Here is a 25,679-nt window from a genome sequence, read left to right on the forward strand (position 1 = left end):
GACAGCGATGGAATTCACGGTCAATCATCAGGCGCTGGCCTATCTGGTCGCGGCGATCCTGTTCATCCTCGGCCTCAAGGGGCTGACCCATCCGGCGAGCGCGCGGCGCGGCAATCTGTACGCCATGCTCGGCATGGTCATCGCCGTCGTCGCCACCCTGCTCGCGCGTGAGGTGCAGTCCTACGGCTTCATCCTCGCCGGGATCGCGGGCGGCGCCATCCTCGGGTCCGGCGTCGCGATGCGCATCCAGATGACGGCCATGCCACAACTGGTCGCGGCACTGCACAGCTTCGTGGGTCTGGCGGCGGTGCTGGTCGGGATCGGTACCTTTCTGAGCAAGGACGCCGCCGGTCAGCTGAATGCCGTCCTGATGGGCGAGATCTCGGCGGGCGTGGTGATCGGCGCCATCACCTTCACCGGCTCGGTCATCGCCTTTGGCAAGCTCCAGGGGCTGCTCTCAGGGGCGCCGGTCAAGTTCAGAGGCCAGCATCTGCTCAATGCGGTCATCGGCGCACTGACCATTGCGCTGGCGTTGCATTTCGCTATGACCGGTAGCCTAGTCTCTCTGGCCCTGATGACGGTGCTGGCGCTCGTCATCGGCGTGACCCTGATCATCCCGATCGGCGGGGCGGACATGCCGGTCATCATCTCGATGCTCAACAGCTATTCGGGCTGGGCGGCGGCGGCGACCGGATTCACGCTACACAACCCTCTGCTGATCATCGTCGGCGCCATCGTCGGCTGCTCGGGCGCGATCCTGTCCTTCATCATGTGCAGGGCGATGAACCGCTCGATCCTCCATGTCGTCTTCGGGGGTTTCGGCTCCGATGGCGGCTCAGGCGATAGCACAGGCGCCCAGGCGGCGGAAAAGGGCATCAAGTCGGCCGCGATCGAGGATGTGGTCTATTGGATCGAGGACGCAAACAAGGTCATCATCGTGCCCGGCTATGGCATGGCCGTCGCGCAGGCCCAACATGCGCTCAAGGAGCTGTCCGAGCTGCTCGGGGCGCGCGGGGTCGAGGTCAAGTTCGCGATCCACCCGGTCGCGGGGCGCATGCCGGGGCACATGAACGTGCTGCTGGCCGAGGCCGACATCCCCTACGATCAGGTGCTGGAGATGGATGAGATCAACCCCGAGTTTCCAGGGACCGACGTGGTACTGGTGGTCGGGGCCAATGACGTGGTCAATCCAGCCGCCAAGGAGGACCCGACCAGCCCCATCTACGGCATGCCGATCCTCGAGGCCGGGCGCGCGCGTCAGGTCTATTTCCTCAAGCGCTCGATGCGCCCGGGGTATTCAGGCGTCGACAACCTGCTGTTCTATCAGGACAACACCTATCTGGTGTTCGGCGACGCCAAGGACACCATCGAGGGGATGAATACGGCGCTCAAGGGCGGAGGGCATTGAGCTGGTTCGCCTCCAGCGCCAGGACGATGACCCAGGACACCCTGACCAAAGCCACCGTCATCCTGATGACGCTCGCGATCTCGGCGCTCTTCCTCGCCATGATCCAGCCCTTCCTGATGACGCTCCTGCTCGCCGGGATCTTCAGCGCCCTGGCGCGCCCGCTCTATCTGCGACTGCAGGCCCGGCTCGGTTGTAGCGCGTCGCTCGCCTCACTCCTGACCCTGCTGCTGCTTGCGATCATGGTGCTGATCCCGGCGGTCTTTCTGATCACGGTCCTGATCGGCCAGGCACTCGATGTCAGTCAGCTGATCACGGTCTGGGTCCGGGGCGTGATCGAGGATCCGACCGACTTCATGGCTGGGCTCCAGCATCTGCCCTTCTATGAGGAGATCCTGGAGCATCGTGGACTGATCCTGCAGCAGGCCGGGCAAGCGGCAACCCTGATCAGCAAGTTCCTGGTCGATTGGGTGTCATCGGTCATGCTCAAGACCGTCAATTTCGTCTTCTTGACCTTCGTACTGCTCTATAGCCTGTTCTTCCTGCTGATGGACGGGCCGAAGTTCATCCTCAAGCTACTCTACTATCTGCCGCTCCAGACCCGCGATGAGCGTCTGCTGCTCGACAAGTTCGCCTCGGTGACGCGCGCAACGCTCAAGGGCTCATTGCTCATTGGATTGCTGCAGGGCGGCCTGGCGGGCATCGCCTTCGCCGTCGTGGGCATCGACAACGCCGTGTTCTGGGGCACGGTCATGGCGATCCTGTCGATCATCCCCAATGTCGGCACCTCCCTGGTCTGGGGCCCAGCAGCGGTCATCCTCATCGTTCAGGGCTCGGTGCTGAAGGGCGTCTTGCTTGCGCTCTTCTGCGGTCTGGTCGTCGGCAGTCTGGACAATCTGCTGCGCCCGATCCTGGTCGGCAAGGACACCAAGATGCACGAGCTGATGATCTTCTTCAGCACGCTCGGCGGTCTTCTGATGTTTGGCCTGCCGGGACTCTTCATCGGGCCTGTGATCGCCTCGCTTCTGATCTCGATCTGGGAGATCTATGGCGTCGAGTTTGCAGACGTGCTGCCTGAGGTGGGCGAGTCGCTGGTCGAGCAGTTGACCAGGGGCCTGTCTGAGTCCGAGACCGCCCAATGCGACCAGGATCCACAGGGGGCGTGCACCGATGGTCTGAACGATTCCGGACGAGCCGAGGGGTCGGACTCTGATATCTTGGTCGAAACACCCCCATCGTCCGCCCCCGGATCCGACGAACGCCCTAAGTAAACAACCCTCGACTGAAGTCGAAGGCTTTATTGTGAGACGCAGCAAACATGGTTGACCACATCCCCAACATTGGGCGTGTTTACAGCCGCCCTTGGCAGCGGGGCCCCGCTGCCAATCCGGGCCAGGTTTCGACTGGCGTTACAGTCGGCGTGCGCCCGGAGACCACACTGTATTATACACCACATGGTGCGCTTCGCGCACCCGCCATTCCTCCCGCGACTCAAGTCGCGGGTTTCCTTGCGGAGGGTCTATGAAAAATGGACCGGTCTGGGGTGTGGCCCAGCCTAAGACCGGGATGTGAATGCGTCCAGGGATCTTCTCTGGGCGATGGCTTGGCCGCCCTTAAACCGCCTTCAGACGAGTCCCGCCGTGTCAGCCTGTGGCTCCGCCTGCGCGCAGCGCGCAGGCGGGTGAACAGGCAGGCGTCAGTCTGAATGGAACGGTGAATGGGCGATCGGCATGTGGTTATTGGACGCTGCCGAAGGATTTATCGACCGCGCCCGAGGGGGCCTTGAGACCTGCGAAACGGCAGCCCTGGGCGACCGGGCCGCCCGGGAAGAGACGATAGAGATACTTCAGTCCACCCTGGGAATGGAAGGACTCGTCGAGCGCGTCATGGAGCTCGCGGATATTGGGATGTTCGTGACGCGCGAAATAGTTCTGCAGGGCCTTGAGCATACGCCAATGATCGGCGGTGAGTTCGATTCCGTCGCGCCGGGCTGCCTCCTCGGCGATCGATCGATTCCAGTTGACCGGGGCCTGCGGAAAGTCGGGGTCAAAGACGCTGATCGCGCCTGGATTCAGGATCTCGGCCATTGTCTGGGTCTTGGTCGGCATGTTCGTCCTCCCGGTGTCGTGTTGTCGCTCGTACTGTCGATCCGGCCCGGAGGCCGGGGCTGGACGCTGGATTGTCTCCATGACTTGACATCCTCCCCGGCCTTCCGTCCGGAGATTCATACGGCGCTTTAAGGCGCGGCATTGAGCCACACCTTAAAGTCGCTTCGGTGGGTTCCTGGGCCGAGTGCGCAACCGCTGCTCGTCTCTCCACAGGCGTGACTTCCGGCGTGCCCCGCCGGAAGTCGCCTTGGGTATCGGCGACAACAGGATTGTAGGACGGCTGCGCCGTCCGCGCGATCCTTCCTTGGCCTTCAGGCCAAGGCCTGTCGCGCACCGGGTCATCCGGTCATCGTCAATCGGGAAGAGTTGAGCCTTTTCCCGAGGAGTTCAAGATAGAGCGGCTATTCTCGGGTGCGGCCTCTGTAGTCCCAGGGTTGCTGATGTTCGCCGCGACGACCCCAGATGCCGCGCTTGGCGGCGCGCGCCGCCCGCTCGGTCCTCAGATAGCGCGAGTCGTCGCAGAACTGCCGATAGACGGCGGCCTGACCGGCCTCGACCATGTCCAGATTGAGTAGGCGCGGTTTGGCGTCCGTGGTGTAGATCTCGCCGACCGTGCGTCCATACTGATCCCGGTCGATCTTGAGCAATCTGACATTGGACGGCGTGATGGATTGCAGATAATCGCGCGCGCGCGTACCCCAGGGCTTTTGGGCTATTTCAGGCGCGTCGATGCAGTAGAGTCGCACCCTCTCCAACCGGGTGCCGCAGCGCAGATTCATTGTGTCGCCGTCGCTGATCTTTTCCACCCGGCAGTCCTGACCGCTCAGGGGGAGCCTCCAGGTATTCGGGATCAGCGCGCCAGCCCAGCGCTCGACCGCCCAGAGCGCGAGTACGGCCAGGACGACGCTGCCGACCGAGCGTGCCGAGAACCGTCCCGGGTTTCTGAGTTTCGCGCGCAGAGAGTGCTTGAGGAAGGTTTGCGGTCTCAAGCCTGTACCTTTTCACGCAGTCGCCACTGAAAATGGCTCAGCAGCCGGGAGCGTACCTTTTTTTCTTTATGCTTGGCAGCGGCGGCCAGACGTTTCTCAGCCAGGCTGATCAGGGTTTCCTGGGCGCCCTTTTGGCTGTCGTCCTCGGGCGTGCGCTGGGTGTAGTGACCATTGGCATCCATGTCCCAGGCCGAGCGGGTGTCAGAAAACTGCACGTCTAGGATCAGACGCAGCTCCTGACGCAGCTCCGGACTCTCGACCGGGGCATGGACCTCGACCCGGCTTTCGAGATTGCGCCGCATCATGTCCGCCGAGCCGATGTAGTACTCCTCCTGGCCAGCGTTGCGGAAATAGAGGATGCGTGCATGCTCCAGGAAGCGCCCAACGATCGAGACCACACGCGCCCGTTCGCTCAAGCCAGGGATGCCAGGGCGGAAGCGGCAGGTGTCGCGCACGATCAGATCGACCTGCACCCCGGCGCGGCTGGCCTTGTAGAGCGCACGGGTGATGTCGGGGTCTTCGAGGGCGTTCATCTTCATCTGGATGCAGCCGCCGCCGTTGCGCTTGTGATGCTCGATCTCGCGGTTGATCTTGTCGAGGATGGCGCGCTTGAGGTTATAAGGCGCCACCAGGATCTTGCGGTAGCTCGGCGGCGGCGAGTAGCCGGTGAGATAGTTGAAGAGCTCGGTCAGATCCTGACCGATGTCCTCGTCGCAGCCAAGCATCCCGAGGTCGCTATAGAGCTTGGCGGTTCCGGGGTGATAGTTGCCTGTGCCGATGTGGTAGTAGCGACGCAGTTGCGAGTAATCGCGGCGGACGACGAAGATCAGCTTGCTGTGGGTCTTGAGTCCCATGACCCCATAGGTGACATGGATGCCCTCGGACTCCAGTCGCCGTGCCCACTGGATGTTGGCCGCCTCGTCAAAGCGTGCCTTGAGCTCGACCAGGACCGCGACCTGCTTGCCGTTGCGCGCGGCCTGGATCAGCGAGTCGAGGATGGCCCCGGCCGAGGTGCGATACAGGGTCATCTTGATCGCCAGCACCTTGGGATCCTCGGCCGCCGTGCGCAGAAAACGCTCGACCGAGGTGCTGAAGGGCTGATAGGGATGCTGGAGCAGGATCGGGCCGCTCTCGCGGATGATATGGAAGATGTTGCGTCGGTCGTTGGCGAGCAATGGATGGTCGACCGGACGATGCGGCCTATCGTGCAGCTCGGGGATGTCGATGGCGGCGATCTCGAAGAGGTCGCGCAGGGCGAACAGGCCCTCGACCTCAAAGACGTCCTCGGCCTCGTTGAGGCCCAGCTCGGCGGCGAGCATCCCGCGATGGGTGGCCTCCATACCGGGATCGATCTCCAGCCGCACGATGGGTGCGAAATGGCGCTCGCGTAGCTCACTCTCGATCATCTCCAAGAGGTCGTTGGCCGCCTCCACGTCCGGTTCGACGATGGCGTTGCGGGTGACCCGGAACAGGGCGCAGGAGACAAACTCCATGCCCGGAAACAGCATGTCGAGGTTGTTGATGATCAGGTCTTCGAGCGTGACATAGGTGTGCGAGCCGACGACTGAAATGAATCGTTTGGACACGTCCTTATGCACCGGCACCTTGACGCGGGCCATGTGGACCTCGTTGCCTTCGGGATAGCGCAGGGTGACGAGTAGGTTGAGCGCCAGGTTGGAGATGAAGGGGAAAGGATGCGCCGGGTCCATCGCCAGGGGTGTGAGCATGGGGAAGATGTTGGCGCGGAAGTGTTCGCGCAGTCGGGTGCGCTCCGCCTCGGCGAGCTCATGATAGGGACAGATGCAAACGCCGTGCGTCTCGAGCTCGGCCATGAGTTCGACATAGACGCGGCGTAGATCGGACTGAAAGGCACGCACCGCGGCCTGACACTCCCTGAGCTGTTGAACCGGGGTGCGGCCATCGACCCCTGGGGTATGGACACCGGCGGCGATCTGCTGCTTGAGACCGCCGATACGCTTCATGAAAAACTCATCGAGATTGCTACTGACGATGGCCAGGAATTTGACCCGCTCCAGAAGCGGCGTACGTGGATCCTCGGCCTCATGGAGCACACGCCGATTGAAGGCAAGCCAGGTCAGTTCACGGCTGAGATAGAGGCTAGGATCGTCGAGGTCGACTTCGGGCGGGGGCGGGATTTCCTCGGCGGTCGACTCACTGTAGGTCGCGTCTTCGGTCAGGGCTTGAATCGTGCTCATGGGGCGGTCCTCGTCGACATGGATGCGGCGATTCTAACCCAAGGCCCGCCGCTATTCCGTTACCTTACGTGAACGGTGCTTTAACCTGTTCAAGCCCTGGTGAGTGACAGAACCGAATGGTGCGAACTACATCGGTATACAACATCTTCGATGAGAGACACTGTGATGGATGACCTTTTGACCGCGCCGTCGGTCCGGTGCGTCCCTTTGAGTTTGATGGCGAGGTGGCGCGCGTCTTCCCGGACAGGGTGCGACGCTCGGGACCAGGCGATGCCGAATTGGTTTGGCTTGATCGGTCTGATCGCTCACTGTATCGCCAGACCGGGGACGCGCTCCTGTGACCTGCGCTGCTCGCTAGGTGCGGTGACGCGCTCGATCCTGCCCCAGACCGAACCCGAGGTCTCTGTCGTCGCGATCGACAAGGCGCCGGCCATGATCGCTGGACTCCAGGCGCGCCTGGCCGGCGAGACCGAGCTCGATGCGGGGGTAACAGGTACTGGTTCCGCCCAATCATTACGCCGGTATGCGCAACCCCTGGTTCATCCCTGGCGTCGAGTTGCTCTTGGTCTGGATGGGGCGGGTCGGTTTCTAAGGACATCGAAGTCGTCGACCTCAGCTGGACCACGATCGAAGAGCAGCACCCAACCGACTGGATGTGCTTCCAGTCACTGCCAGACCATCTCGATCCGCTGGATCCGAACCGCACCATCAAGGGTCATCCGGCCCCGGTACGGTCGATTCTCATCGCCCGAGCCTGAGCGTGCATGAACGCCATTCCAGCGGTGAGTCGAGAAGGTTCGGGTGACAGTGCGGTGGGCGGGGTTGTCGACCGCATAGCTACGGTCGTCAAGCCTCCAGGGATGGATTCGCGGCGTCCCTCGCCTGCCGTCTGCCGTCACCCGACTTGGCACAACCTTCGCCCCAGCCACCCGGCAACGACCGCCCATCTCCAGCATCCTCGAAAACACCATGAATGCTACCCTTGCTATCTTCACAGGGGCCGGTCTCGGCGCACTGCTGCGCTGGTTCCTCGGCCAGCGACTCAACCCCTTCATCCCGAGCCTGCCGCTGGGCACGCTGGCCGCCAACCTGCTCGGTGGTCTGCTGATCGGCCTGGCCATCGCCTGGAGTGGGCGTCATCCCGGGCTGCCGGTCGAGATCCGCCTGTTCTTCATCACCGGCTTTCTTGGCGGACTGACCACCTTCTCGACCTTTTCCGCTGAAGTCGTCACCCTGTTGTCCAAGGGTGAGCTGCTCTGGGGGCTGATCGCAATCTGTTCCCATCTGATCGGTTCACTGACGATGACCGCCCTGGGAATCTGGCTCGTACATCTGTTGCTGACGCGCGCTTGAACAACGGCACCTGGACACCATCACGGCGCCTCCTGAACGGTTTTGAGCGTCATAGATGGGCACGCGAGGATCTCCCGCTCGGGTGAGCTACAAGTCGAGGTCTGTGCATGCCGCCCGTCTTTAGGTAAGGCACCTCTATTTAAGGTGGCCCATCAAGACCATCGGGCCAGAAGGCTGCCACACACCTCGAGCGGTCTGCCAGGAAGGCGTGAACGCTAGAACGATTTCAAGCCCTGGCCCTGTATTAAGGTGGATCTCGGCAAAACGGGTCGGTGGCTCTGTAGGGGCGCCTTGAGGCGCGATGACAGTGGGAGCGCCTTCAGGCGCGATGGCGGCGTTTGTTGCCGCCTCAACCGCCCCAATCTCGGCTAAAGCTGTTCCTAAGTATTAGGGCCGGGTTAGTAATTAGAGAATATAATCGATCGCTCATTGATCTGAGCCGTTCTATAGACGTTGATTCCAATCCGAGCGGTCGCATATGCGAGGTCTAGAACATCACTCAAGAACGCGGAGCCAGGAGTCATGAGCGGAGCCCCAGCTGTTGCAGAGATCGTCAAGTCGGAATACGCGCATGGTTTTACGACCGAGATCGAGTCCGACACCCTACCGCCGGGGTTGGACGAGGGGGTGGTGCGGGCCATCTCCATGCGCAAGGGCGAGCCTGAGTTCATGACCGAGCAGCGTCTGAGGGCCTACAGGCACTGGCTGACCTTGGACGAGCCCCACTGGGCGAAGGTCCGGTATCCCCAGATCGACTTTCAGTCCATCTCCTATTACTCGGCGCCCAAGCGACCCAAGGACGGTCCCAAGAGCCTTGATGAGATCGACCCGGCGCTGCTTGAGACCTACAACAAGCTCGGCATCCCGCTTGAGGAACAGAAGGCGCTGGCTGGGATTGCCGTGGATGCGGTGTTTGACAGCGTCTCGGTGGCGACCACCTTTCGCGCGACCCTGGCCGAGGCTGGGGTGATCTTCTGTTCCATGTCCGAGGCGTTGCAGCAGTATCCTGAGTTGGTCCGGCGTTATTTCGGCACGGTTGTGCCCTATACCGACAATTTTTATGCCTGTCTCAATGCGGCGGTGTTTAGCGATGGCACCTTTGTCTATGTGCCTGAGGGGGTACGCTGTCCGATGGAGCTTTCGACCTATTTCCGGATCAATGCCCGCAACACGGGCCAGTTTGAGCGCACCCTGATCGTGGCCGAGGCCGGGAGCTCTGTCAGCTATCTAGAAGGGTGTACGGCGCCTCAGCGCGACGAGAACCAGCTCCATGCTGCTGTGGTTGAGCTGATCGCGATGGAAGACGCCGAGATCAAATACTCGACGGTGCAGAACTGGTATCCGGGCGATGCCGAGGGGCGCGGCGGCATCTACAACTTTGTCACCAAGCGCGGCGACTGTCGGGGCGCGCGTTCCAAGATCTCCTGGACCCAGGTCGAGACCGGCTCGGCCATCACCTGGAAGTATCCGAGCTGCATCCTGCGCGGTGACGGCTCGATCGGCGAGTTCTACTCGGTGGCGGTCACCAAGGGGCGTCAGCAGGCCGACACCGGCACCAAGATGATCCATCTCGGCAAGAACACCCGCTCGACCATCGTCTCCAAGGGCATTGCGGCGGGCGAGGGGGTCCAGACCTATCGCGGGCTGGTACGCATCGGCCAGCGCGCCGAGGGGGCGCGCAACCACACCCAGTGCGACTCGCTCCTGATTGGCGACCGTTGCAGCGCCAACACCCTGCCTGCTATCGAGGTCAAGAACCCCACGGCCAAGATGGAGCACGAGGCCACCACCTCCAAGATCAGCGAGGATCAGCTCTTTTACTGTCGCGCGCGCGGTCTGAGCGCAGAGGACGCGGTGTCGATGATCGTCAATGGCTTCTGCAAGGAGGTCTTCAACGAGCTCCCGATGGAGTTTGCGGTCGAGGCCCAGAAGCTCCTGAGCCTCAGCCTGGAGGGTGCGGTCGGCTGAGCACGGTGTTGAACCGCACCGGGTGCAAAGGATCGAGACGCCGTGTGCTGGGCGTCCTTTGCGGTTTGAGCCTCTCATGCCTGGTGCCCGTCGAATTGATTGCTGGAGAAGCTGTGATGCTGTCTGTCAAGGGCCTGCGGGCCAACGTGGGTGATCAAGAGATCCTCAAGGGGCTGGATCTAGAGGTCGGGTCGGGCGAGGTCCATGCCATCATGGGGCCGAACGGCTCGGGCAAGAGCACCCTGTCCCACGTCTTGGCGGGACGCGAGGGCTATCGGGTCACCGCCGGATCCGTGACCTTCGTGGGACAGGACCTGCTCGCGCTCGAACCCGAGGAGCGGGCCCGGCTCGGACTCTTTCTGGCCTTTCAGTACCCGGTCGAGCTGCCGGGCGTCAACAACACCGCCTTCCTCAAGGCCGCGCTCAACAGCCTGCGCAAGGCGCGCGGCGAGCCCGAACTCGACGCCGTTGCCTTTTTGCGTCTGATCAAGGACAAGCTCAGGGTCCTGCATCTCGACGAATCCCTGCTCAAACGCCCGGTCAATGTCGGTTTTTCGGGGGGCGAAAAGAAGCGCAACGAGATCTTCCAGATGGCGCTCTTGGAACCCAGGCTTGCCATCCTCGACGAGACCGACTCGGGGCTCGACATCGACGCCCTGCGCGGGGTGGCCGAGGGCATCAATGCCCTGCGCTCGCCCGAGCGCTCCATGATCCTGGTCACCCACTATCAGCGTCTGCTCGACTACATCCAGCCGGACTATGTGCACGTCCTGGCGCAGGGTCGCATCATCCGCTCGGGTGGCAAGGAACTGGCGCTGGAGCTGGAAGAGAAGGGCTACGGCTGGATCGACGCGGAGCTGGCCGCATGAACGCCCCCTTGGCTCAGGGTCTCGAACACTGGTTGCCGGCGCCGGATGCAGGCCCGGACTGGCTCAAGGAGCGTCGCCAGCAGGCGCGTGCCTGCTTGAGTGCCCAGGCGCTGCCGCATTCCAAACAGGAGGCCTGGCGCTACACCAGCCTCAAGGGTCTGCTCGAACAGCGGTTCCGGGCCATCGACGCGCCGCCGAGCGCGGTTCGGCCCGAGGACCTCGCGGCGGTGTTGATCCCGGGCCTCGACGCCCATCGCGTCGTGCTGGTCAATGGCCGTTTCGCCCCCGAGCTCTCGGCCCTGGATGAGCTTCCGGACGGGGCGCGGGTTGGCGGACTGCGCGACTGGCTCGGGCGCGATCCCGAATCCCTGCGCGATCGGCTCGATGCGGTGCGCGGTGAATCCAACGCCTACTTCGCCCTGCTCAATACCGCCGGACTCGACGATGGTCTGGTGGTATGGCTGGGTGCCGGGGTGCGGCTTGAGCGCCCGCTCGAACTCATCCAGCTCTCGGTCGGGCTGGATGAGCCGCGCGTCGCCCAGCCGCGCCATCTGGTGCAGCTCGAGGCCGGTGCCCAGGCGACCCTGATCGAACGCTATGTCGGCCTGGGCGCCTCACCCTACTGCACCAATGCGGTCATAGAGGTCGCGCTCGGGCGCGCGGCCCGACTCAGACACGAACGGTTACAGATGGAGGGGCACAACGCCTTCCATCTCGCTGGTGTTTATGTGGTCCAGGACGCCGACAGCCACTACGCGGGTCTCCACATCGGTCTGGGCGCCCGCTGGGCGCGCACCGAGCTTAACACCCGTTTTCGGGGCGAGCATGCTGAGGCCGTGTTGCAGGGGCTCTATCTGGCCGGCGATGGTCAGTTGCTCGACTACCACCTCGACATCGAGCACGCCGTCCCACACTGTCGCAGCGCGGAGGGCTTCAAGGGGCTGCTCATCGGGCAGGGGCGGGCGGTGTTCGATGGACGGGTGCTGGTCGCCAAGGGCGCCCAAGGGAGCGATGCGGCCATGTCCAACCGCAATCTGATACTCTCCGAGCAGGCCGAGATCGACACCAAACCCCAGCTCGAGATCCAGGCCGATGACGTCAGGTGCAGTCATGGCACCACGGTCGGCCAGCTCGAGCCCGAGCTGCTGTTTTATCTGCGCTCGCGCGGCATCGACGCGGCCCAGGCGCAGCGGATGCTATGTCTCGGCTTTGCGGGTGAGATCATCGACCAGTTGGGGAGCGAGGCCGTGCGTGGGCAGGTGGCCGCGGTGATCGAACAACGGCTGGATGAGGGGAGTGGCTCAGGCGCATCCGACGATGGGGCCTTTGAGCCTGCGCCTGATGTTTCGCGGAGGACGTGATGAACAGACTGGCCCGCTTTGCCGGTTTCGGCCGAGATCAACAAAGACCGGACGCCGCGGAGAGAGAAGAACGGGCGGCACTGGAGGCCGGAGACCAGGAGGTCCCAGTGGCGCGCCTGGACCCCGAGGAACTGCGCGAGCCGATCATCGCCGCGCTGCGCCGCGTCCATGACCCCGAGATCCCGATCAATCTCTATGACCTGGGCCTGATCTATCGCATCGACATCGACAACAAGGGCGATGTGGCGATCGAGATGACCCTGACCGCCCCCGGCTGTCCAGTCGCCGGGATGATGCCATTGATGGTCAAGCGCGCCGTGGAACAGGTCGAGGGTGTCGGGCAGGTCAGGGTTGAACTGGTCTGGGATCCACCCTGGAGCGCCGACAACATGAGCGACGAGGCGCGCTTGCAGCTTGGGTTGATGTAAGTCGCCTCAGACACCCGCCAAATAGATTAATCCGGCCCTTTAAGATGTGGATCGCGCCTTACGGCGCCCCTACAGAGCCGCCGACCCGTTTTGCCGAGACCCACCTTGACAGGGCCAGGGCTTGAAATCGCCCTAGCGTTCACGGACCGCTCAAGGCGTGTGGCAGCCTTTTGGCCCGAGGGTCTTGATGGGTCAACTTAATGGATCGGGAACCGTTCACCTCCTTGGTGAGCGAGATCCGCCGTCTGCCCACGCCCTCGCCCACCCTAGTCAAGGCTCAAGTTCCAGGTGCTGCTTGAGCCCTGACGTTCCCCGCACGGCATCCTTCAGCCAAGAGATCCAGGAATCCTGCGTCGACGATCACGGGGACTGGACTCAAGCCCTTGACGCCGGCCCACCCAGACCGCCTAAATGGATCACCCGATCATCCCTGGCTTTCAGGGGATACCCCTCCCCGGTCCTCCACATAAACGGGGGGTCCGCCATCGCCATTAGGATACAAAGCAGATGACGCTCAATCGCAAGATGACCCTCCTCTTCATCGCCTTGGCAGCGAGCATCCTAGCGGCGTTGGTGATCATCTCACTCTATGCCTTCCGCTCGTTTGCGCTGACATCATCGACGGCCCATGTCAAAACCGCCGCCGAGATCGTCCGTGTGCATCTGACCGAGTCGATGATCAATGGCACCATCGGTAAACGCGAGCAATTCCTCAAGCGTTTGATGGAGATCCAGGGATCAAGCACGGCGCGGGTGATCCGTTCGCCCTTGGTGAGCAGACAGTTTGGTGAAGGGCTGCAACGCGAGATGCTGGCCGACCGCATCGAGCTACAGGTCCTACGCGATGGCAAGCCGCGCTTCAGTCTGGTCGACGAGATGGGTGAGCCGGTGTTTCGCGGCACCATCCCCTATATCGCCAGTTCTCAAGGGACGCCGAATTGTCTGCAATGCCACCAGGTGAACGAAGGCGATGTCCTGGGTGCCATCACGATTGAACTGCTGTTGTCCGGATTGCGTAACCATGCGCTCACCAACGTGGTGGGCATCATGGTCACAGTCGGGCTGTTTTCGCTGTTGGCGATCTTCGGCGCCCGCCGGTTGATGCTGCCAGTCGGCGAGACCGCCAGCGAGATCGGCGAGGTGGTGCAACGGGCGATCAAGGGCCAGTTTAGGGTGCGAGTCACGCAGCGCACCAAGGACGATATCGGACTTATCGCCGCCCATGTCAATCGGCTGCTCGAGCATCTGGAACAAGGCTTGGCGCGCATCATGGACAGGGTCACCGAACTGACTGGGCGCATGCCAAGCGGCATCGACAATCAGCTCGAGGCCACCATCGACATGGTCAACAGCTTGGCGGACGCCGCGACCTTCAAGGCGACCATCGAGGAAGATGAGCGCCAGCATGAGATCTACGACCGTTTCGGACGTCTGCTGACCGAGCGTTTCGGCCTGCGCGAATACTCGTTTTACGAGACCCTGGATAACGGACACCTGCAGGTGATCTGCGTCGACGGTGAGGGCAGCTGCAGCTGTCGGTGGTGCGATCCACAGATCCTGGTGCGCAGCGAACGCTGTCGCGCCCGCCGGGCCGGACATGTGGTCGATGGGCTCACTCAGGAGCACATCTGTACGGCCTTCATCCCAGAGGCTAAGGGGGGCGAACCACGTCGCCATTATTGCGTACCGATCATTCAATCGGGGGTCATCGGCGCCTTGGTACAGCTGGTCACGCCCGCGAGCACGGCCAGCTGCCTGGCGCTGCAGACGCCCTACATCCTGATGTTCATCCGGGAGATGGCGCCGGTCCTCGAGGCCAAACGACTGACCGAGACCCTGCGTCAATCCGCCCTGCATGACCCCATGACCGGATTGCACAATCGGCGCTTCCTCGAGGAATATGTTGAGACCCTGATTGCGACGACCCGGCGTCGACACACCAGTCTGGCCGTTCTGTTGCTGGACCTGGACTATTTCAAGATGGTCAATGACACCCACGGACATGACGCTGGAGATGCGGTCCTCAAGTCTCTCGCCGAGCTGTTGCAACAGAGTGTCCGCGCCTCGGATCTGGTCGTTCGCTTCGGTGGCGAAGAGTTCTTGATCCTCTTGCCCGATACCAGTGGGGACGCGGCCCTGAAGGTGGCCGAAAAGATCCGCGCCTCGGTCGAAGGGTACAAATTCCGCGTCGCGGGTGGTGAACTGAGGAAGACGATCTCGATTGGGGTGGCCCTGTTTCCCGAAGACAGCGAGACCTTCTGGCAGACGGTCAAATATGCCGATGTGGCCCTGTATCGAGCCAAGGACGAAACCGCGTGTTGCGCTTTGCGCCTGAGATGTGGCAGGACGAAAACAGCAACTATTAAAAGTGCCGCCCTGCTACAGGCTCGATAACACACGGTAAAAACCATGCACTGGCGTGCCCTCATCCGGCTATTCGGCCTGCTATTGATGCTCTACAGCCTGAGCTTTGTGCCATCGCTCATCCTAGCGCTCGTCGACCAGGATGGCGAGTGGTGGGTGTTCCTTGCCTCGCTGGTGCTGACCGCAAGCGTTGGTCTGCTGCTGTGGTGGCCGAACGATCACTGCGACAACGAGCTGTCAGTGCGCGATGGATTTCTCGTCGTGGCCTTGTTTTGGGCGCTGCTTGGGCTGTTCGGCGCACTGCCCTTCATCTTCGGGTTGCATCTGAACCTGACCGATGCGGTCTTCGAGTCGATCTCAGGCTTCACCACCACGGGCGCGACCGTCATCGACGGACTCGACCAGCTGCCGCCCTCGATCCTCTATCACCGTCAGCAGATCCAATGGCTCGGTGGTATGGGCGTGATCGTACTGGCGGTGGCCATCCTGCCGCTGCTGGGCGTGGGCGGGATGCAGCTCTACCGGGCCGAGGCCTCGGGTCTGACCAAGCATGAAAAACCGACCCCCCGCATCGGCGAGACGGCGCGCGCGTTCTGGTCGCTGTATCTCGGCCTGACAGTCACCTGCGCGCTGGCCTTCTGGCTGGCCGGGATGACCCCCTTCGATGCCGTCGGCCATGCCTTCACGACCGTGGCCACCGGCGGCTTCTCGACCCATGACGCCAGTCTAGGGTACTACGACAGCCCGCTGATCGAGGCGATCGCCATCGTCTTCATGCTCGCAGGCGGGATCAACTTCACCGTCCATTTCGTCGCCTGGCACGACCAGGATGTGCGCGCCTATCTGCGTGACCCGGAGACCCGGGCCTTCGGCCTGATCGCCCTCGGTGGTGCGCTTTTCGTCTCAGCCAGCCTCTACTGGATCGGTGTCTATGCCGATGGTTGGCAGGCGCTTCGCCATGGCACCTTTCAGGTCGTCTCGATCCTGACCAGCACCGGATTCAGCACCGCGACCTTCAGCGACTGGCCGCTGCACATCCCCTTGGTGCTGGTCATCCTCTCCTTCATCGGTGGCTGTGGTGGCTCGACGGCAGGTGGAATCAAGGTCTTGCGGGTGATACTGCTGGCCAAGCTCGGCGTCCGTCAGCTGTTTCAATTCATCCATCCGCACGCCGTGTTGGAGGTCAAGATCGGGCGCCGTCTCATCCAGGAGGAGGTGTTACTGTCGGTCTGGGGCTTCTATGTGCTCTATATCGCGACCTGTCTGCTATTGACAGTGGCCATGATGGCCGCTGGGCTGGATCTGGAATCGGCCGTCGGCGCGGTCTTCACCACGGTCAACCTCTGTGGGCCCGGGCTCGGCGAGGTCGCCGTCACCTTCGCCACGGTTGATCCGGTGGTCAAGTGGCTGGGCATCTTCGGGATGCTGGCGGGGCGGTTGGAGATCTTCACCCTGCTGATCCTCTTCATTCCGGCCTTCTGGCGGCATTGAGTTTGGAGCACTCGGTCGATAGATGAGATGACTGTTCTGTCATTGCCGCGCTCACATCGGCGAGTGCCTTCAGCCAGGGCGGCACGGTGTGATCATGATCGTTGCCGGCCCGTACCGCGCACGCGACGTTCAGACCCCAATCCTTACGAACGCTCGCCAGCCGATCGCGCGCAATGGCCGGGGACTGGTTGTCGCCGTCGATGGAGGGGGCAACAGAACGGGGCGGCTGAAGCGGGACAGTGAGCAGGACGGGCGGGCGCGCTCTTCAAGACCGCTCGACGCGCCTGTCTGCCGGCACAGACGCCTCGGACACGACAGGTGCGGATGATGCGCACCCATCCGTGGGCGATCCCTCGTCTTCGAGGCTGGGTTTAGGCTCGGTCTCGGCGTCGAGCACTTCGAGCGGTCACAGGGCGATTTCCATCGATGTCTCCTCATCCTTGAGATTCCTCAAATCGATCCCGCGCTGCCCGCCACACCAGCGGAACGCCCAACAGCACACTGAGCGTCGTCGTCTCCGGTCTCTGCTCCAGCCGGATCAGATGCGCCGGACAGTCGCAGTCGCTCGCCCCAAAGCGGGCCAGTGGCCATGAGGCACCCGGCAAGGTCCCGAGCAAGCGCGCCCAGACATGCTCGCGCCGCTTTAGTCCGCGTGCGACCCAACAACCCGGAACACGACAGTGCGGACGCAGAGAATCCAGATGCCAGTGCGGCCGTGCGGTCACTCGCCCATGGTGACGACAGCGCGCCGCCAGTCCGCCCGGACCCAGCGCACTGCCGACATAGAGCAGCTCCCCGCCGGTGAGCATCAGGGTGCCAAGCCGCCCGATGCGCACCGGCCCCGAGTGCTCGGGGATCAGCCGGACCAGATAGGTGCCACGGTCATCGCTCATCATGCCGGGATCCAGCTGACAGGCGTTCCAGCGTCAACCGATCAGGTTGCCCGCCACAATACCGCTCCAGCAGCCGATGGAACACCGACCCCGGCGGCGAAACTTGGGCAAAGAGCGTGGCACTGGAGCACAGCTTCAGGTCGTCCGGCGATCCTAGAATCTCCCGTGCTGATCGCCCCTCGATGGCCAACAGCGCCTCGGCACAGTCGCGCAACCGCGCCCCAAGGATTGGATGGTTCAGATAGGCCCGCGCCTCGTCCAGGTCGCGGAGGGCATAACGGCACGCCATCGTGCTTGATCCGAGCCCAGCGATCTGCGGGAAGACAAACCACATCCAGTGCGAGCGTTTGCGACCGGCGCGCAGTTCAGCCAGCGCTTGGGCGTAGATGTCACCTTGGGCCTCGACGAAGCGGTTCAGGTCAGGGGCGGTGTTGCTCATCCGGCTGTCTCCTACTCCAGCCTGCCCGCCTGCACACGGCACGCGGGCAGGCGACGGCAGCGTTCCCAGTCCTCATCAAAGCTCTCACCAGCAGGGTGTGCCGCTCTGCCAAGTGGCTAACCCAGACCATCAAGCGTTATGTCAGGTCTATGACCAACACCTTCCGCCAAAGGCCCTCGGCCATATCGCACCGATTCAGGCGCTCAAGGGCCGGCACAACAAACGCCTCCAAAGGCTTCAAAAGGCGTGTCTATAATTTCCGGGGACTTGAGGGGGTTGGGAGAGTCGGCCCATCGCGCCAAGCTTAGCGGAGTTCGTTACGCTGTGATACCGTCTCCCAACCGTCAAGCCTTTGCATCACCACGGGCTTCCATGACCGACACCCCGCCGATCGATCGACTCATCGCCATCATGGCGCGTCTGCGCGATCCTGAGAACGGCTGCCCCTGGGATCTGGAGCAGACCTTTCGCACCATCCTGCCCTATACCCTTGAGGAGGCCTATGAGGTCGCCGAGGCAGTCGAGCGCGAGGATATGACCGCCTTGCGCGATGAACTCGGCGATCTGTTGCTCCAGGTGGTCTTCCATGCACGCCTGGCCGAGGAGGGTGGGCATTTTGCCTTCGCCGATGTGGTCGAGTCGGTCTGCGCCAAGCTGATCCGGCGCCACCCCCATGTCTTTGGTACGCTCGAGCTGGCAGACGCGGCGACCGTCCTGGACCATTGGGAACGACTCAAGGCCGCCGAACGCGCCCAGACCCGGGTCGATGAACCCGGGGCACTGGCCGGTGTCGCGCGCACCCTGCCGGCCCTGGTGCGCGCCGAGAAGCTCCAGCGCCGTGCGGCACGGGTTGGGTTCGATTGGGATGAGCCCCTGGCCGTCTTGGCCAAGGTCGAGGAAGAACTCGCCGAGTGTCGCGCGACCCTGACCGATCAGGCCACCCCGAGCGAGCGCATCCACGAGATCGGTGACCTGCTGTTTGCCTGCGTCAATCTGGCCCGCCATCTAGGCGTGGAGGCCGAACAGGCCTTGCGCGCCGCCAACCGGCGCTTCGAGCAGCGCTTCGCCCAGGTCGAGCGTGGACTGCGCGAACAGGGCCTCGAACCGAGCCCGGAGACCCGCGACGAGATGGAGCGTCAGTGGACGCTCGCCAAGGCCACCGAGCGTCGCGGCTGAGCACCCATGCACCTGATCCGCTTGCGCGGCGCGCGCACCCACAACCTCAAGAACATCGATCTGGACCTGCCGCGCGAGCGCCTGATCGTACTGACTGGGCTGTCTGGCTCGGGTAAGTCCTCGCTCGCCTTCGATACCCTCTATGCCGAGGGACAGCGGCGCTATGTCGAGTCGCTCTCGGCCTATGCGCGTCAGTTTTTATCCATGATGGAGAAGCCCGACATCGACCACATCGAGGGTCTGTCCCCGGCGATCGCCATCGAACAGAAGACCAGCTCGCACAATCCGCGCTCCACCGTCGGCACCATCACCGAGATCCACGACTATCTGCGCCTGCTGTTCGCACGTGTCGGCCAACCCCACTGCCCGACCCACGGTGAGCCGCTCGACGCCCAGACCATCAGCCAGATGGTCGACCGGGTGTTGGCACTGCCCGAGGGCGAGAAGCTGATGCTGCTGGCGCCCGTGGTGGCCGCGCGCAAGGGCGAGTATCAGCGCCTGCTCGGTGAGCTCTGCGCCCAGGGCTTTGGGCGCGTCCGCATCGATGGACAGGTCTATGAGCTGGAGTCGCCGCCCGAGTTGGACCCGAGGCAGAAACACGACATCGCGATCGTCGTCGATCGTTTCCGGGTACGCCCGGATCTGGCGTTGCGTCTGGCCGAGTCGTTCGAGACTGCGCTCAACCTTTCCGGTGGCATTGCCCAGGTCGGCTGGATCGACGAACCCGAACGCCCCGAGCTGACGTTCTCATCGAAGTTCGCCTGTCCGGTCTGCGGCTATAGCCTGCCGGAGCTTGAGCCGCGTCTGTTCTCGTTCAACAACCCAGCCGGGGCCTGTCCGACCTGCGATGGATTGGGGGTAGAACTCTTCTTCGATCCCGCCAAGGTGGTGATGCATCCGGAACTGAGTCTGGCCGGCGGTGCGGTACGCGGTTGGGATCGGCGCAACGCCTATTATTTCCAGCTGATCCGCGCGCTTGGCGCGCACTATGGCTTCGATGTCGAGACCCCCTGGGTCGAGCTGCCCGAACCGGTGCGCGCGGTGATCCTCTATGGCAGTGGCCAGGAGAGGGTCCAGCTCCCACACCCCAAGGGCAACACCAGACCACAGGTGTTCGAGGGCATCCTGCGCAACATGGAACGGCGCTATCGCGAGACCGATTCCAATACGGTGCGCGAGGAACTGGCGCGCTATCTCTCGCAGCGACCCTGCCCGGACTGCGGGGGCACCCGCCTGAACGAGGCGGCGCGTCATGTCTTCATCGCCGGATACAACCTGCCGGCGATCGCGCGGATGCCGGTCGGCGAGTCGCTGCGTCTGTTCGAGACCCTGGATCTGCCGGGGCAGCGCGGCGCGATCGGCGCCCCGGTCATCACCGAGATCGCTACCCGATTGCGCTTCTTGGTCGATGTCGGGCTCGATTATCTGACGCTCGAACGCCGCGCCGAGACGCTCTCGGGCGGCGAGGCCCAACGGATCCGGCTCGCGAGTCAGATCGGGGCCGGGTTGGTTGGTGTCATGTATATCCTGGATGAGCCCTCGATTGGACTCCACCAGCGCGACAACGCCCGACTCCTCAAGACCCTGACCCATCTACGCGACCTGGGCAACACCGTGATCGTCGTCGAGCACGACGAAGAGGCGATCCGCACCGCCGACTGGGTGGTGGATCTCGGGCCAGGCGCGGGCGCACATGGCGGTCAGGTCGTCGCCCAGGGCACGGCGGATGAGATCGCGGCCAACCCAGACTCCTTGACCGGGCGCTATCTGTCCGGCGCACTGCGGATCGAGATCCCCGCCCGGCGCACGCCCAACGACCCCGCACGCCAGTTGCGGATCCTCGGGGCCTGCGGCCACAACCTGCGCGGGATCGATGTCGCGATCCCTGTCGGTACCCTGTGCTGTATCACCGGCGTCTCGGGGTCAGGCAAATCGACCCTGATCAACGACACCCTGTTTCCGGTGGTCGCGCGTCATTTCAACGGGGCCAGTCTTAACTCTGCACCGCATAGGGCCATCGAGGGGTTGGAGCACTTCGACAAGGTGGTCGACATCGACCAGAGCCCCATTGGTCGCACGCCGCGCTCCAATCCGGCGACCTATACGGGTCTGTTCAATCTGGTGCGCGAGCTGTTCGCCGCCGTCCCCGAGGCGCGTTCGCGCGGCTATGACGCCGGGCGCTTCAGTTTCAATGTCAAGGGCGGGCGGTGTGAGGCCTGCAAGGGGGATGGCGTGATCCGGGTCGAGATGCACTTCCTGCCCGATGTGCATGTGCAGTGCGAGGTCTGTCGCGGGCGGCGCTATAACCGCGAGACCCTGGAGATCCGCTACAAGGGCAAGTCCATCGACGAGGTGCTGAACCTGACCGTCGAGGAGGCGCTCGACTTCTTCGCCCCGGTGCCAGCGATCGCCCGCAAGCTCCAGACGCTGATGGACGTGGGTCTGTCTTATGTCCAGCTCGGCCAGAGCGCGACCACCCTCTCGGGCGGCGAGGCCCAGCGCGTCAAGCTCAGCCGCGAGCTCTCCAGGCGCGACACCGGGCGCACGCTCTATATCCTCGACGAGCCGACCACAGGGCTGCATTTCCACGACATCCGGCATCTGCTCACGGTGCTGCATCGGCTACGCGATCAGGGCAACACCGTGGTGGTGATCGAACACAATCTCGATGTCATCAAGACCGCCGACTGGATCATCGACCTAGGGCCTGAGGGGGGGGAGAGGGGCGGACAGGTGGTCGCCGTCGGTACGCCCGAGACCCTCGCCGCCGTGGAGCAGTCTTATACCGGGCGTTTTCTGCGCCCCCTGTTGGAGCGCGGCTGGTAGTCGCTCAGCGACCGGGTGACTCGGCGGCAGACTCCATCGCCTCAAGCCCCAAGGGCGTTGGTCACCTGCCGTGCGCTCATCTGACTGGCCTGCGCCTGAAAAGCGAGCTGGGGATTGAGCACCATCGTCTCCCGAGTCGTCCGCGCCAGGGCGATCGCCTGCTCGGAATCCAGGCCGTTGTACGACCTGGAATCGAGGGTCTCGGTCGTAGGCGCGCCGGTTTGCTGTAGACGGTAGGCGTCCGAAGAAATCGAGAGGGTGTCGCTGGATGGACCCTGGGTCGGAGACGTCGAGCTGGGGCCGCGATCCAGCGTCGATGGGGTTACACCAGGGCTGGTCAAGGGGCTGTCGGACCCGGAGTCAACCCGCGGCGACGGATAGGACCTGGTTGCGCCGATCGACGGCATGTTGCTAGACAAACCAATTTCGTTCATAAAAAACCTCCAGGCTTGGCGAATACGGTGTATCTACTCGTACCTCTGCAAACAGTAGAGCCGCTGGATCAAGCGAGGGGTCTGGGTCGCGGTTTGAGATCCAGCGGACAGGGTCAGTGTCGCACTTGCTCGATAAGTTGACGATAGAGCACCCTGAAGTGCCGCGGATCAGGCGCCCCGAACACCGGATCCAGGGTTGGAGCGGCCAACTCGATCTCGATCCAGTCGGCCTCGGTCAGGTATTTGAGCGCCAATGGCAGGGCCTCGCGCTCCTCTTGGATCAGATGACCACGCTGATTGCCGATCAGGGCACGACCGGCGGCCTCCACGTCCTCGCGCAGCAGCACCTCCTCGCTGAGGATCATCCGCAGCGACTGGCGGAAGTCCTTGGTCAGGCGGCTTAGACCCGGGTGCTGACGCATGGGGATACCGAAGACCTCAGACGGTTCGACGCCCTTGTCGATCAGACGCCGGAAGATCAGATCCTCGGTCGGGTGGTGGACGATGTCGGCATAGCAGTCCATGTATTCGATGAGCGCATCGATCAGCGCGTAGTCCGGCTCGTCGCCCTCGTGAAAACGGTCGAGCAAGGACTCAAGCAGGTCGAGTACCCGCCGCAGTCGTGCATGATCCTGACCGAGTCGCGTCATGATGGCGTGCATGGCTTAACCCTCTTGAATAGAGTCGTTTGTGCATCCTACCCTCCTTCGATGTCGTCCGGTTCGGTATCGTCCAGCCCCGCCGGCAGAAATATTCGGTGCGGATGCACTGACCTGGGTTCCGCTCAGCCGGTGTCGCCCTTGCGTATCCGCTCCAAGCGCGGGTCGTCGATGTGCGGCAGGAGGGCGAACAATAGCTCCTCGGCATCCTGGGGGCGCTTCTCCGGATCCATCGACATCGCCCAGTCCACCGCCTTGAGCAGGAACTCGGGATAGCGATCCTTAAGGGCCTCGACGGCCGGCACGACCCTGTCTTCCTTCTGGCGCTCCGGTGCCGGCTGGGGCGTGCGACCGTCCATGCAGGTGCGGATGCTGGCCCCGACCGCATAGACATCGGTCCAGGGACCGACCTGACCGCCGCGAAAATATTGCTCGACCGGAGAATAGCCAGCGGTGATGACCTGCCCGCCACGCGAGCGCCCGCGATTAAACGGATGGACCGCGCCGAGATCCAGCAGCAGGGGCATGTTGCCGTGACGCAGATGGATGTTGCCGGGCTTGACATCGAGATGGACCATGGAACGCCGATGCAAGAGCGCCAGTGCATCTAGGATCGGGATGAAGACCTCTAGGATAAAAGAGGTGCTCAGCCCGCCCTTGCGCTCGCGCAGATAGGCCCCGAGATTGCGCCCACGCTCGTTGGGCATCACCATGTAGCCGGTATCGTTGGCCAGGAAGAAGGCGAGCACCCGAACGATGTTGGGATGTTTCAGCGACGCCAGTGCCTTGACCTCCTGGAAGAACAGCTTGCGTCCGTGATGGAGGCTCTCGGCATATTCGATGCTTGCCGGCACCACGCGCCGGTCGCGATCGCGGCGCGCGAGCTTCTTGGGCATGTACTCCTTGATGACGACCTCTTCGCCGCTGTCGTCGTCGGTCGCGAGATAGATGAGGCTAAAGCCGCCCTCGGCGATCGGCTTGACGATGTGGTAGCTACCCACCTGGGTGCCTGGTGGGAGTGTCTCTCGTGCGGCTGCCATGATCGGGCAGTGGATCTCCAGGCGGACGTTGACGGGAGTGACTGGATGCGGCCTTCCTCGGTTATGATAAACGCTGTTCGGCTGGCTCGGCAGGGATCGAGCCCTGTTCGTCCGCCCACGTGAGACCGCCCCCTCAAGAGACGTCCTTAGCCAATGATCAAGAGTATGACGGCCTTCGCCCGCGCGTCGCGGACAGGCGATCTGGGTGAATTGACCTGGGAGGTACGTACGGTCAATCACCGTTTCCTGGAGCCTTGCATCCGCTTGCCCGAGGAGCTGCGCGGACTCGACATCCAGGTGCGCAACCGTCTGGCGGCGCGTCTCCAGCGCGGTAAGATCGAATGTACGCTGCGCTATGCCCCGGCCCTGGGTGCCGCGAACGCGATCCGGATCAACTGGCCCTTTGTTGAGCAGCTCCTGGCGGCGGGACGTGAACTCAGCGCGCGCATCGGCTGTACCCAGGAGCCGACCCCCTTCGATCTACTGCGCTGGCCAGGCGTGGTGCAGGAGACCGAACCGGATCTCGACCGGCTCGGTGCCGAGGCGCTGGCGCTGCTCGAACAGACCCTGGATTCGCTGGTCGAGACCCGCGCACGCGAGGGCGCGCGCCTGGCCCAGCTCCTGCGTGAGCGTTGCGAGCGTCTGTTTGAGAGTGCAGCCCGCGTGCGCGCGCGTCTGCCCGAGGTACTGGTCGAGGTGCGCCGGCGTCTGGCTGAGCGTCTGACCGAGCTGCGTGCCGAGCTCGATCCGACCCGGTTGGAGCAGGAGATCGTCCTGATCGCCGCGCGGCTTGACGTCGACGAGGAACTCGACCGGCTCGGCGCCCATCTCGAGGAGGTGCTTGCTGTCCTGACCCGCGATGAGCCGGTCGGGCGCCGGCTCGATTTTCTGATGCAGGAGCTTAACCGTGAGGCCAATACCCTCGGCTCCAAGTCGTCTGACCTCGCCATCACCCGCGAGGTGGTCGAGATGAAGGTCTTGATCGAACAGATGCGCGAACAGGTGCAAAATCTCGAATGAACGACCGATCCCAGCCCAGGGGGCTTTTGTTTATCGTCTCGGCGCCCTCGGGCGCGGGTAAGACCAGTCTGGTCAAGGCCCTGGTGGAACGCGATCCGGGGCTCATGCTATCGGTCTCCTGTACCACGCGCCCAGCCCGCGCGGGCGAGCAGGATGGCGTCCACTACCATTTCCTCGATCGCGAATGCTTCGAGCGCGAGATCGAAGCCGGCGCCTTTCTGGAACAGGCCGAGGTCTTTGGTAATCTGTACGGCACCCGCGCCGCCGACGTGCACCGGCGTCTCGACACTGGACGAGACATCCTCCTGGAGATCGACTGGCAGGGTGCGCGTCAGGTGCGCGCGCGCCTTCCCGAGGCAATCTCTATCTTCGTGCTGCCGCCTTCCATCGAGGAGCTCGAACGCCGTCTGCGTGGACGCGGTACCGACAGCGATGAGGTGATCGCCCGCCGCATGACCCAGGCCCGCGCCGAGCTGGCGCATTTTGCCGAATACACTTATCTGGTCGTCAACGACTGCTTCCAGACGGCGCTCGCGACCTTGGCGGCGATCGTCACCGCCGAGCGTCAGCGTCTGGCCTATCAGCGCCCGCGTCTGGCCGCGTTGCTCGACCCCATCGAATCCATTGCCTAAAGGGAGAC

General features: G+C 63.2%; 23 protein-coding genes and 1 pseudogene. 16 read left to right on the top strand and 8 right to left on the bottom strand.

The features are described 5' to 3' along the window. Window positions 1-7 precede the first annotated feature (7 nt). Window positions 8-1,408 carry an NAD(P)(+) transhydrogenase (Re/Si-specific) subunit beta gene (locus E6P07_RS02265; RefSeq protein WP_153974110.1) on the top strand — a complete coding sequence of 467 codons (1,401 nt, stop codon included), beginning with the start codon at window positions 8-10 and terminating at the stop codon, window positions 1,406-1,408. Between the two features lie 26 nt (window positions 1,409-1,434). Further along, window positions 1,435-2,676, top strand: a complete 1,242-nt coding sequence (locus tag E6P07_RS02270) for an AI-2E family transporter (RefSeq protein ID WP_153974111.1) — start codon at window positions 1,435-1,437, stop codon at window positions 2,674-2,676. Between the two features lie 465 nt (window positions 2,677-3,141). On the opposite strand, the gene E6P07_RS02275 is transcribed toward E6P07_RS02270, so the two are convergent. From E6P07_RS02275 to ppk1, 3 genes are all read right to left on the bottom strand, one after another. Beyond that, window positions 3,142-3,513: a TusE/DsrC/DsvC family sulfur relay protein gene (locus E6P07_RS02275; protein ID WP_153976121.1), complete on the bottom strand. Its 372-nt coding sequence runs from the start codon at window positions 3,511-3,513 to the stop codon at window positions 3,142-3,144. Between the two features lie 401 nt (window positions 3,514-3,914). Continuing rightward, the gene (locus E6P07_RS02280; RefSeq protein WP_246172896.1) at window positions 3,915-4,502 is read right to left on the bottom strand and encodes a thermonuclease family protein; all 588 of its coding nucleotides are present in this window, start codon (window positions 4,500-4,502) and stop codon (window positions 3,915-3,917) included. Then, entirely contained in the window at window positions 4,499-6,718 is a 2,220-nt protein-coding gene (ppk1, locus tag E6P07_RS02285; RefSeq protein ID WP_153974112.1) for a polyphosphate kinase 1, read from the bottom strand. The genes E6P07_RS02280 and ppk1 overlap by 4 nt, the downstream gene beginning before the upstream one ends. Window positions 6,719-7,241: 523 nt before the next feature. Here ppk1 and E6P07_RS13985 point away from each other — a divergent pair. From E6P07_RS13985 to E6P07_RS02325, 9 genes are all read left to right on the top strand, one after another. Further along, complete coding sequence (locus E6P07_RS13985) at window positions 7,242-7,310, top strand: hypothetical protein (protein ID WP_281346827.1); 69 nt, start codon at window positions 7,242-7,244, stop codon at window positions 7,308-7,310. A 34-nt stretch (window positions 7,311-7,344) separates the two neighbouring features. Next, window positions 7,345-7,476, top strand: coding sequence for a DUF1698 domain-containing protein (locus E6P07_RS13990; protein ID WP_281346828.1), 132 nt, complete (start codon window positions 7,345-7,347; stop codon window positions 7,474-7,476). 211 nt (window positions 7,477-7,687) lie between these two features. Next, the gene (crcB, locus tag E6P07_RS02295) at window positions 7,688-8,071 is read left to right on the top strand and encodes a fluoride efflux transporter CrcB (protein WP_153974113.1); all 384 of its coding nucleotides are present in this window, start codon (window positions 7,688-7,690) and stop codon (window positions 8,069-8,071) included. A gap of 522 nt (window positions 8,072-8,593) precedes the next feature. Further along, the gene (gene sufB / locus E6P07_RS02300) at window positions 8,594-10,039 is read left to right on the top strand and encodes a Fe-S cluster assembly protein SufB (RefSeq protein ID WP_153974114.1); all 1,446 of its coding nucleotides are present in this window, start codon (window positions 8,594-8,596) and stop codon (window positions 10,037-10,039) included. Between the two features lie 116 nt (window positions 10,040-10,155). Further along, on the top strand, window positions 10,156-10,908 hold the full coding sequence (sufC, locus tag E6P07_RS02305; protein WP_153974115.1) for a Fe-S cluster assembly ATPase SufC: 753 nt from the start codon (window positions 10,156-10,158) through the stop codon (window positions 10,906-10,908). Further along, window positions 10,905-12,269, top strand: a complete 1,365-nt coding sequence (gene sufD, locus E6P07_RS02310) for a Fe-S cluster assembly protein SufD (protein WP_153974116.1) — start codon at window positions 10,905-10,907, stop codon at window positions 12,267-12,269. Before sufC ends, sufD begins: the two co-directional genes overlap by 4 nt. Then, the gene (locus tag E6P07_RS02315; RefSeq protein WP_153974117.1) at window positions 12,269-12,697 is read left to right on the top strand and encodes an SUF system Fe-S cluster assembly protein; all 429 of its coding nucleotides are present in this window, start codon (window positions 12,269-12,271) and stop codon (window positions 12,695-12,697) included. Before sufD ends, E6P07_RS02315 begins: the two co-directional genes overlap by 1 nt. A gap of 507 nt (window positions 12,698-13,204) precedes the next feature. Next, window positions 13,205-15,091, top strand: coding sequence for a sensor domain-containing diguanylate cyclase (locus E6P07_RS02320; protein ID WP_211363156.1), 1,887 nt, complete (start codon window positions 13,205-13,207; stop codon window positions 15,089-15,091). 15 nt (window positions 15,092-15,106) lie between these two features. Then, window positions 15,107-16,552, top strand: a complete 1,446-nt coding sequence (locus tag E6P07_RS02325) for a TrkH family potassium uptake protein (protein WP_153974118.1) — start codon at window positions 15,107-15,109, stop codon at window positions 16,550-16,552. 434 nt (window positions 16,553-16,986) lie between these two features. Here the strand turns inward: E6P07_RS02325 and E6P07_RS02330 are convergent, their stop codons facing one another. After that, a complete protein-coding gene (locus tag E6P07_RS02330; protein WP_246172897.1) occupies window positions 16,987-17,445 on the bottom strand; it encodes a GIY-YIG nuclease family protein in 459 nt (152 codons plus the stop codon). Further along, the gene (locus tag E6P07_RS02335) at window positions 17,435-17,884 is read right to left on the bottom strand and encodes a DUF1810 domain-containing protein (protein WP_153974120.1); all 450 of its coding nucleotides are present in this window, start codon (window positions 17,882-17,884) and stop codon (window positions 17,435-17,437) included. The genes E6P07_RS02330 and E6P07_RS02335 overlap by 11 nt, the downstream gene beginning before the upstream one ends. A gap of 104 nt (window positions 17,885-17,988) precedes the next feature. Here E6P07_RS02335 and E6P07_RS14130 point away from each other — a divergent pair. From E6P07_RS14130 to uvrA, 3 genes and pseudogenes are all read left to right on the top strand, one after another. After that, window positions 17,989-18,192 (top strand): annotated as a pseudogene (locus E6P07_RS14130) (hypothetical protein); the annotation flags it as partial. 64 nt (window positions 18,193-18,256) lie between these two features. After that, a complete protein-coding gene (gene mazG / locus E6P07_RS02340; protein ID WP_153974121.1) occupies window positions 18,257-19,060 on the top strand; it encodes a nucleoside triphosphate pyrophosphohydrolase in 804 nt (267 codons plus the stop codon). Between the two features lie 6 nt (window positions 19,061-19,066). Then, a complete protein-coding gene (gene uvrA, locus E6P07_RS02345) occupies window positions 19,067-21,886 on the top strand; it encodes an excinuclease ABC subunit UvrA (protein ID WP_153974122.1) in 2,820 nt (939 codons plus the stop codon). A 41-nt stretch (window positions 21,887-21,927) separates the two neighbouring features. On the opposite strand, the gene E6P07_RS02350 is transcribed toward uvrA, so the two are convergent. The 3 genes from E6P07_RS02350 to E6P07_RS02360 all read right to left on the bottom strand — a co-directional run bounded on the left by E6P07_RS02350 (window position 21,928) and on the right by E6P07_RS02360 (window position 24,019). Beyond that, window positions 21,928-22,227 (bottom strand): hypothetical protein, encoded by a 300-nt coding sequence (locus E6P07_RS02350; protein ID WP_162008589.1) that lies wholly within the window; start codon window positions 22,225-22,227, stop codon window positions 21,928-21,930. A 206-nt stretch (window positions 22,228-22,433) separates the two neighbouring features. Continuing rightward, on the bottom strand, window positions 22,434-22,982 hold the full coding sequence (locus E6P07_RS02355; RefSeq protein WP_153974124.1) for a hemerythrin domain-containing protein: 549 nt from the start codon (window positions 22,980-22,982) through the stop codon (window positions 22,434-22,436). 122 nt (window positions 22,983-23,104) lie between these two features. Beyond that, window positions 23,105-24,019, bottom strand: coding sequence for a serine/threonine protein kinase (locus tag E6P07_RS02360; protein WP_153974125.1), 915 nt, complete (start codon window positions 24,017-24,019; stop codon window positions 23,105-23,107). 153 nt (window positions 24,020-24,172) lie between these two features. Here E6P07_RS02360 and E6P07_RS02365 point away from each other — a divergent pair, with 153 nt between their 5' ends. Further along, the gene (locus E6P07_RS02365) at window positions 24,173-25,039 is read left to right on the top strand and encodes a YicC/YloC family endoribonuclease (protein ID WP_153974126.1); all 867 of its coding nucleotides are present in this window, start codon (window positions 24,173-24,175) and stop codon (window positions 25,037-25,039) included. After that, window positions 25,036-25,671: a guanylate kinase gene (gene gmk, locus E6P07_RS02370; protein ID WP_153974127.1), complete on the top strand. Its 636-nt coding sequence runs from the start codon at window positions 25,036-25,038 to the stop codon at window positions 25,669-25,671. Before E6P07_RS02365 ends, gmk begins: the two co-directional genes overlap by 4 nt. The last annotated feature ends 8 nt before the right edge of the window (window positions 25,672-25,679 follow it).

It is taken from the genome of Thermochromatium tepidum ATCC 43061 (assembly GCF_009664085.1).
Taxonomy (GTDB): Bacteria; Pseudomonadota; Gammaproteobacteria; order Chromatiales; family Chromatiaceae; genus Thermochromatium; species Thermochromatium tepidum.

Excerpts from the sequence above, each read along its gene's own strand:
- E6P07_RS02335 (WP_153974120.1), bottom strand. The coding sequence starts at position 17,884 with ATGAGCAACACCGCCCCTGACCTGAACCGCTTCGTCGAGGCCCAAGGT.
- E6P07_RS02275 (WP_153976121.1), bottom strand. The coding sequence starts at position 3,513 with ATGCCGACCAAGACCCAGACAATGGCCGAGATCCTGAATCCAGGCGCG.
- E6P07_RS02265 (WP_153974110.1), top strand. The coding sequence starts at position 8 with ATGGAATTCACGGTCAATCATCAGGCGCTGGCCTATCTGGTCGCGGCG.
- E6P07_RS02320 (WP_211363156.1), top strand. The coding sequence starts at position 13,205 with ATGACGCTCAATCGCAAGATGACCCTCCTCTTCATCGCCTTGGCAGCG.
- mazG (WP_153974121.1), top strand. The coding sequence starts at position 18,257 with ATGACCGACACCCCGCCGATCGATCGACTCATCGCCATCATGGCGCGT.
- gmk (WP_153974127.1), top strand. The coding sequence starts at position 25,036 with ATGAACGACCGATCCCAGCCCAGGGGGCTTTTGTTTATCGTCTCGGCG.
- sufD (WP_153974116.1), top strand. The coding sequence starts at position 10,905 with ATGAACGCCCCCTTGGCTCAGGGTCTCGAACACTGGTTGCCGGCGCCG.
- E6P07_RS02270 (WP_153974111.1), top strand. The coding sequence starts at position 1,435 with ATGACCCAGGACACCCTGACCAAAGCCACCGTCATCCTGATGACGCTC.
- sufC (WP_153974115.1), top strand. The coding sequence starts at position 10,156 with ATGCTGTCTGTCAAGGGCCTGCGGGCCAACGTGGGTGATCAAGAGATC.
- E6P07_RS02365 (WP_153974126.1), top strand. The coding sequence starts at position 24,173 with ATGATCAAGAGTATGACGGCCTTCGCCCGCGCGTCGCGGACAGGCGAT.
- E6P07_RS02315 (WP_153974117.1), top strand. The coding sequence starts at position 12,269 with ATGAACAGACTGGCCCGCTTTGCCGGTTTCGGCCGAGATCAACAAAGA.
- uvrA (WP_153974122.1), top strand. The coding sequence starts at position 19,067 with ATGCACCTGATCCGCTTGCGCGGCGCGCGCACCCACAACCTCAAGAAC.
- ppk1 (WP_153974112.1), bottom strand. The coding sequence starts at position 6,718 with ATGAGCACGATTCAAGCCCTGACCGAAGACGCGACCTACAGTGAGTCG.
- E6P07_RS02325 (WP_153974118.1), top strand. The coding sequence starts at position 15,107 with ATGCACTGGCGTGCCCTCATCCGGCTATTCGGCCTGCTATTGATGCTC.
- crcB (WP_153974113.1), top strand. The coding sequence starts at position 7,688 with ATGAATGCTACCCTTGCTATCTTCACAGGGGCCGGTCTCGGCGCACTG.
- E6P07_RS02355 (WP_153974124.1), bottom strand. The coding sequence starts at position 22,982 with ATGCACGCCATCATGACGCGACTCGGTCAGGATCATGCACGACTGCGG.
- E6P07_RS02330 (WP_246172897.1), bottom strand. The coding sequence starts at position 17,445 with ATGAGCGATGACCGTGGCACCTATCTGGTCCGGCTGATCCCCGAGCAC.
- E6P07_RS02360 (WP_153974125.1), bottom strand. The coding sequence starts at position 24,019 with ATGGCAGCCGCACGAGAGACACTCCCACCAGGCACCCAGGTGGGTAGC.
- sufB (WP_153974114.1), top strand. The coding sequence starts at position 8,594 with ATGAGCGGAGCCCCAGCTGTTGCAGAGATCGTCAAGTCGGAATACGCG.